Origin of the sequence: Burkholderia sp. ZZQ-2 (assembly GCF_050768715.1) — a bacterium.
GTDB lineage: Bacteria > Pseudomonadota > Gammaproteobacteria > Burkholderiales > Burkholderiaceae > Burkholderia > Burkholderia cepacia.
In genome coordinates, this window is sequence record NZ_LDVA01000283.1 from 22,044 (window position 1) to 28,788 (window position 6,745).

The following is a 6,745-nucleotide window of genomic DNA, read 5'->3' on the forward strand; positions in this document are numbered from 1 at the left end:
CGCGCGAATGCGTAATATAGCCCGGCGCCCGCGGCGCGGTATTCTCGCGGCGGCGACGCCGCCGTACGAGATCCATGCGCGCCCCCGGTCGCGATTTTCCCCGCGACCGGGGGCGTGTCGCCGCTCAATGCGGCAAACGCAGGATCGGTTTGAGCGTGATGCCGCTGCTGCTGTCCTCCGCGGCCTGGTTGATCTGTTCGAGCGGATAGAACTTCACCAGCCGGTCGAACGGAAACCGCCCCTGGAGATGCAGCTGGACGAGCTGAGGAATGAACGTCTGCGGCACGCTGTCGCCTTCGACGATGCCGCGGATCGAACGGCCGCCGAGCAGCAGGTTGTTGACGTCGAATTCCGCCTTCGTCCCGAGCTTCGGCGCGCCGACCACGCCTATCGTGCCGCGCGAGCCGAGCGCTTCGATTCCCTGCGACAGCACGGCGGGCAGCCCGGTCGATTCGAGCGCGTAGTCGACCCCGCCGCCGGTGATCTGGCGGATCGCGTCGACGACATCGACTTCCTTGCTGTTGATCGTATGCGTCGCGCCCAGCTCCAGCGCCAGCGCGAGCCGCGACGGCACGATGTCGACCGCGATGATGGTCGTCGCGCCGGCGACGCGCGCGGCCATCACGGCGCTCATGCCGACCGCGCCCGCGCCGAAGCTTGCGAAACTGCTGCCGGCACGTACGGCGAGTGAATTGATCACCGCGCCTGCGCCGGTCTGGATCCCGCAGCCGAGCGGCCCGAGCAGTTCGAGCGGGGCTTCCGGCGGCACCTTGATCGCGTTGTTCTCGCGTGCGAGCGCATAGCTGGCGAACGACGACTGCGCGAAGAAATGATCGTGCAGCGGCTGCCCGTGTTCGTCGCGGATCGCGGTCTGTCCGTCGGCGTCGGCGCCGCCGAAATTCAGCCCGAAGAAGTGCCGGCAATACGCGCCGTGGCCGCCGACACAGGACGGGCAGTGGCCGCACGCGCCGTAGGTGAGCACCACGTGATCGCCCACGGCGAGCGTCTTCACGTTCGGGCCGACCGCCTCGACCACGCCGGCGCCCTCGTGACCGAGCACGGCCGGCAGCGGTACCGGATAGTACTGGTCGCGCACGATCAGGTCGGTGTGGCACAGGCCCGTCGCGACGACGCGCACCCGCACCTCGTCGCCGCGCGGCGCGCGCAGGCGGGCGGATTCGATCGAGAAGGGCGCGCCGGCCGCGCGCGCGACGGCCGCGGTGACGGCGCGTGAATCGTTTTCCGTGTACATGTTCGGTCTCCTTGTCAAATCGGATACAGCGGCGCTTCGCCCTTGATTGTCAGCCACTGCCACTGCGTGAACTCCTCCCAGTTTGCCGCGCCGCCGATGCTCGAGCCGTTGCCCGACGCGCCGACACCGCCGAACGGGTTGATCACTTCGTCGTTGACCGTCTGGTCGTTGATGTGCAGCAGCCCGGTGTTCAGGCGCTCGCCGATCCGGAGTGCCCGGCCGACGTCGGCGGACAGGATCGCCGTCGACAGCCCGTATTCGGTGCGGTTCGCGAGCGCGATGGCGTCCTCGTCCGTATCGAACGGCACGACGACCGCGACCGGCCCGAAGATCTCCTCGTCGAACGCCGGGTTGCCCGGCGCGACGCCGCTCAGCACGGTCGGCTCGAAGAACAGGTCGCGGTGGCCGCCGCCCGTCTCGACGCGCGCGCCCGCGCGACGGGCCGCGTCCACCAGGCTCGCCGCATGGTCGAGCTGTGCGGCATTGATCAGCGGCCCGAGGCCGACGTCCGCGCTCGCGGGATCGCCGACGCGCAGGCTTCGCGCCTTCTCGACGAGCTTCGCGACGAAGCGGTCGTGAATGCCGCGTTGCACGAGCACGCGGCCGGTCGCCATGCAGATCTGGCCTTGATGCAGATACGCCCCCCACGCGGTATTGGCGACGGCGCGGTCGAGATCGGCGTCGTCGAGCACGATCAGCGAGTTCTTGCCGCCGAGCTCGAGCGAGACCTTCTTCAGGTGGCGGCCGGCGGCTTCGCCGACCTTGCGCCCCGCCGCGGTCGAACCGGTGAACTGGATCATCGCGATGTGCGGATCGGCAACCAGTGCGGCGCCGGCCGCGCCGTCGCCGGGCAGCACGTGCAGCACGCCTTCCGGCAGGCCGGCGAGCTCGAACACGCGGGCGATCGCGACGCCGCCGCACACGGCGGTACGCGGATCGGGCTTCAGCACGACCGCGTTGCCGAGTGCGAGCGCGGGCGCGACCGCGCGCATCGCGAGGTACAGCGGGAAGTTGAACGGCGAGATCACGCCAACGACGCCGCGCGGGCGGCGGCGCGCGAGCGACAGCCGGCCGGCCGCCGACGGCAGCACTTCGCCGGCCGCGCGCGACGGCAGCCCGGCTGCTTCGTGCAGCGCCTTGATCGTGACCGACGTTTCGAACGACGCCTTCGCGCGCGTCGAGCCGCTTTCGCGCACGAGCCAGTCGACGATCGCATCGAAGTGAGTTTCCGCGACGGCGGCCGCGCGGCGCAGGACCGCCGCGCGCTCGTCGTACGGCAGCGCGAACCATGCGGGCTGTGCGCGGTGCGCGGCGGCTGACGCTTCGGCCACCGCTGCGCCGTCCGCGACGCCGATGCGGCCGAGCGTGTTGCCGGTCGCGGGTTCGATCACGTCGACCGCGTGCGCGCTGGCGTGCCAGCGTCCGTTGAAAGTCTTGCTGTGCCAGATGTCGGCGTCGAACAGTGCCGTGTTGCTGCTGCTATCCATGTACGCTCCTGAGGAAATTCCGACCCGCCGGATCGGGCCTTGCTTCGTCCCGACCGGCATGCGCGCGAGGGTAGGCGGGCGCGGCGAAGCGGGGCTATCCGGGTTTCTTCCCACCCGCGGAGGGCGCGTGGAATGGGGGGCGCCTGCGAATTTGTGTGCGGAAACTGAACAGTCGTTGCGCGGATTGGTGCCGCACGTCGTCTGGGTGACCTGCGGCGGGATTTTGTAGCCACGCCCGATGAGTATCTTGGCCTCGGCGCGACTGCGGAATCATTCCCGATTAAATCGCTTCTCCCGCAGCGTGCCGTTGGAACCTTCAACGGAGTCGTTCTGCCAAGGGCGGCAAGAACGGACACAGCGTGTACGATCTGGTCTTCAAGAAAACCATCCAAGGAGAGAGGAATGAATCCGGAACAGGCCCGAGCCGAAGAAACCCAGGCGATGGAGCGCATGGTGGCCGCCACGCTGCGCGTGCAGAGTACGTTCGCCTCGATGCAGAAGCAATTTCCGCCGCAAGGCAGCGGCGAGCCTTCGCCGTTCGCGCTGCAAACCTTTGATGCCGCCCTGCAGGAACTTGAAGACGCACAGGCCGCGTTCGATGCGCTGCTGAACGATCTGATCGACGGTAACCGCTAAAGGCTACGCCCTTATCTGCACCGATTGCCGACGATCTAAAAAGCTGTGTCGAACGGCCGCTTGAATCCACCACCCGATTCAGCCATTCAGAATCTTAGAAAGCGGTCATTCGACCGATGAAAGACCGCGAAGCTTTGCTACGCCGCAAATTTCCTTGCCGCCGCAGCGATTCGATCCATGTATGCGTTTAGGCGGTCGCGGGTCGTGAACATGTCCGGCGCGCCGAGAGGCCCCACGCGCAGCGTCAGCTCGTAAGCGTGCTCATCGTTATCGCTCGACAGCTCGCTTCCCTCACCATCAGCGGCCGGTAGGTATATCACTGGCTGCGTCAATCGGAAAGTGGGCTCGAAGTCTTGCGGCAGCGTAGTCATAAACTCGTTAAACTTGGCGGGATCAGTAACGCGAAAGAAAATCCAGACGGAAAAGAAACGGTCCGTGGAAGCGCCAGCATCAATCAATTCTTTCCAATCCCACTTTGTACCAAAGTCTCGTATCGCCTCGACGGAGCAATTTTCCGCCCGGATTATATTGAGAAAACTGAGGTGAGAAAACGCCTCCAGCATTGCGTTGAACGAGTCCTCTTGAAGGGCTTTCGCGGCGATTGCATCTTGCTCCGTTGCGGAAAGGGTAAATTCGATATCAGACGGACGTCGGTCAATCCCCCAACTGAAAGCGTGCGCATCGTCCTCGTAGTAGTCGTAGTGATCAACGTCATAATGATCGCTGGAAGGTGAAGTTGATCGCACGACGATATCGAAGTGGTATGTTTGGCCATCTTCGAAGCCCCAACCATCTTTCAGACGCCGTTTCAGGGAAGCTATGCTTACGGGCACGAGATTTCGGTAAGGTCGAAGATAGTCCAGATACCAAGTGTATCCGCCGTGTTTGTCGTCATAGTAGACGGCACGGATTCGAAGATGGTGATCGCCAGGAAGATCAATTGCCTCGATTTCAGCAACCCTGGCGGCGATGCTTTCAAGGTGCACATCCGCTCGAGATCCGACTCTGTTCGACAGGTAGAAGTAATAGCCCCTGTAGTTGACAATCCATCGATTTGGGCTCTCAGTTGCGTAGATTTCGAACCCAGTCGCTGTCGTAGGAAAAAAGCGTTGCGCAATGCGCCACATCCGAGGTGTTGCCAGTAGCCTCTCAATCTGCACCGCATCCCAATAGTTAGTTGACAGCCGCATCTCCGGATTGGCAACGATGGCTTCCAGGCGTTGAACTACCCCTGATGACGGGAAGGTGGAGCAGGCAAGCAGGTAGCCGGAACATTTGTGCTGCGCCGCCGAAGTGATAATGTCATCGAGGTCTGCAACGCCAACCGATCTTTCAGAGTGGGCAAAATGCTTACATTGAACGAGCCATTTTTTGGTCTCCGCGCCAAGAATCGTCTGTCGGTTTTCTGTGCACACCAAATCACGACCTCCGTCTGCCCCCCGACCACTCCATGCGACGTGAAAGCCCTCTCTAAAAAGGATTTCGCGAATGAGAAGCTCGAAGTCTTGCCCATCTTGGGCTAACTCTTTGAAGTCAAGCATATGCGGAACGGGAAATTGGACTAACTTGTGAACTGAAGGCCCTACGCGTCACCATTGTCGACGATCCGTACAGGTTAGTCCAATGTCTGCGATTGGCCGGCAACTGCCTCTGGTGACCAGCGCATACCGACCCAACTCAGCTGGGCGGTCTGGTATCGCCTCGATGGCCATTCCGGGCCGACCGCCACCCGCCGCGATTGAGCACCCGCGCCAGCACGTGTCCAGCCTGGTGGGTGAGCGTGATGTGCAGGCACGCGTGGTTGCTGCCTTGAAACCGGCCAGTCCGGCCACGGCGTTCGCTTCACCCAAAGCCGCCGGGCGCTTGACCTCACACGTTGAAACTGCCCCACGACAGGATGCGCAAGCGGCACCGAAGAAAACGCACACCGCCGGACGTGCCGCCGCCCGACGTGATGCGACTGGCTTTCAGCGTAGGCGCCGCTGGTTGACAGCATTCTCATAATCGTCAATCCTTGTGTCCATGGAACATCGAGCCATCGCCATCGCGCTGATTATTCGCACCATTCTCCGAATGGTGGGTTAGCGCGTACTTGCTCGATAACGAAAACCCGCCGCCGAGGCGGGTTTTTCATTTCCGCTTCTAGGCTTGCCCACCCTGACCTGGAAAGGAAATCATCGTGTTCATGCACCGAAACCCATTCGACGCGCACGTACAGAGCCCCGCCCATCCTTCGGCGCCGTTCGATTACCTCAAAAAAATTCTGACCGCGCGGGTCTACGACGTCGCGATCGAAACCGATCTGGATTTCGCGCACAACCTGTCGGTTCGGTGTCGCAACGCGATCCATCTGAAGCGCGAGGACAAGCAGCCGGTGTTCTCGTTCAAGTTGCGTGGTGCGTACAACAAGATGGCGCAGATGCCGGCTGATGCGCTGGCTTGCGGTGTCATCACCGCGTCGGCCGGCAACCACGCACAGGGCGTTGCGTTCTGCGCGGCTCGCATGGGCGTGCACGCCGTGATCGTGGTGCCGCTCACGACGCCCCAGGTCAAGGTGGATGCCGTGCGCAGGCATGGTGGTTCGCGTGTCAAGGTCATTCAGGCCGGGGAGTCGTACAGCGACGCCTACGCGCACGCGCTCACGTTGCAGAAGGAGCGGAACCTGACGTTCGTGCATCCGTTCGACGACCCCGACGTGATCGCCGGCCAAGGCACGGTGGCGATGGAAATCTTGCGCCAGCATCAAAAGCCGATCCATGCGATCTTCGTGCCGATCGGCGGCGGCAGCCTGGCGTCCGGCGTGGCGACCTACGTGAAAGCCGTGCGACCGGGCATCAAGGTGATCGGCGTGCAGACGGAGGATTCATGCGCGATGGCGCAGTCGCTCCGTGCGGGTGAACGCGTCGAACTGGTGGAGGTCGGTTTGTTCTCGGACGGTACGGCGGTCAAACTGGTTGGACAAGAGACTTTCCGGTTATGCCGCGAACACCTCGACGACGTGGTGACGGTCGATACCGATGGCCTGTGCGCGGCGATGAGGGATGTGTTCCAGGATACGCGGAGCGTGCTCGAACCGGCCGGTGCCCTGGCCGTCGCAGGGGCAAAGCTGTACGCCGAGTGCGAAGGGATCGAGAACGAAACGCTCATCGCGATCACGTCCGGCGCAAACATGAACTTCGATCGGCTGAGTTTCGTTGCGGAGCGCGCGAAACTGGCTGTTGCGTAGAAACCGATACGCAGGCCGGTGCATTGTTTGAGAGGCAGGGCCACCGGCCCCGTTGTTTTTACGCCGCTTGGTTGTCCAGGTACGCTCGCACGGCCCGATACGTGCCCTCACAATCGAAAGCAACCGACGGAAATCGACCCGTTT

General features: G+C 63.2%; 4 protein-coding genes and 1 pseudogene. 2 read left to right on the forward strand and 3 right to left on the reverse strand.

Going from position 1 to position 6,745, the window contains the following annotated elements; translation table 11 throughout:
- Positions 1-124 precede the first annotated feature (124 nt).
- Positions 125-1,252, reverse strand: a complete 1,128-nt coding sequence (locus tag ABY44_RS23485) for an NAD(P)-dependent alcohol dehydrogenase (protein ID WP_027792554.1) — start codon at positions 1,250-1,252, stop codon at positions 125-127.
- A 14-nt stretch (positions 1,253-1,266) separates the two neighbouring features.
- On the reverse strand, positions 1,267-2,739 hold the full coding sequence (locus ABY44_RS23490) for a benzaldehyde dehydrogenase (protein WP_060173575.1): 1,473 nt from the start codon (positions 2,737-2,739) through the stop codon (positions 1,267-1,269).
- A 402-nt stretch (positions 2,740-3,141) separates the two neighbouring features.
- Here ABY44_RS23490 and ABY44_RS23495 point away from each other — a divergent pair, with 402 nt between their 5' ends.
- The gene (locus ABY44_RS23495; protein ID WP_011549124.1) at positions 3,142-3,375 is read left to right on the forward strand and encodes a hypothetical protein; all 234 of its coding nucleotides are present in this window, start codon (positions 3,142-3,144) and stop codon (positions 3,373-3,375) included.
- Between the two features lie 137 nt (positions 3,376-3,512).
- Here the strand turns inward: ABY44_RS23495 and ABY44_RS23500 are convergent, their stop codons facing one another.
- Positions 3,513-4,916, reverse strand: coding sequence for a restriction endonuclease (locus tag ABY44_RS23500; RefSeq protein ID WP_081072651.1), 1,404 nt, complete (start codon positions 4,914-4,916; stop codon positions 3,513-3,515).
- A 644-nt stretch (positions 4,917-5,560) separates the two neighbouring features.
- Between ABY44_RS23500 and ilvA the strand changes: the two are divergent.
- A pseudogene (gene ilvA / locus ABY44_RS23505) lies at positions 5,561-6,598 on the forward strand (threonine ammonia-lyase, biosynthetic); the annotation flags it as partial.
- Positions 6,599-6,745: the final 147 nt, after the last annotated feature.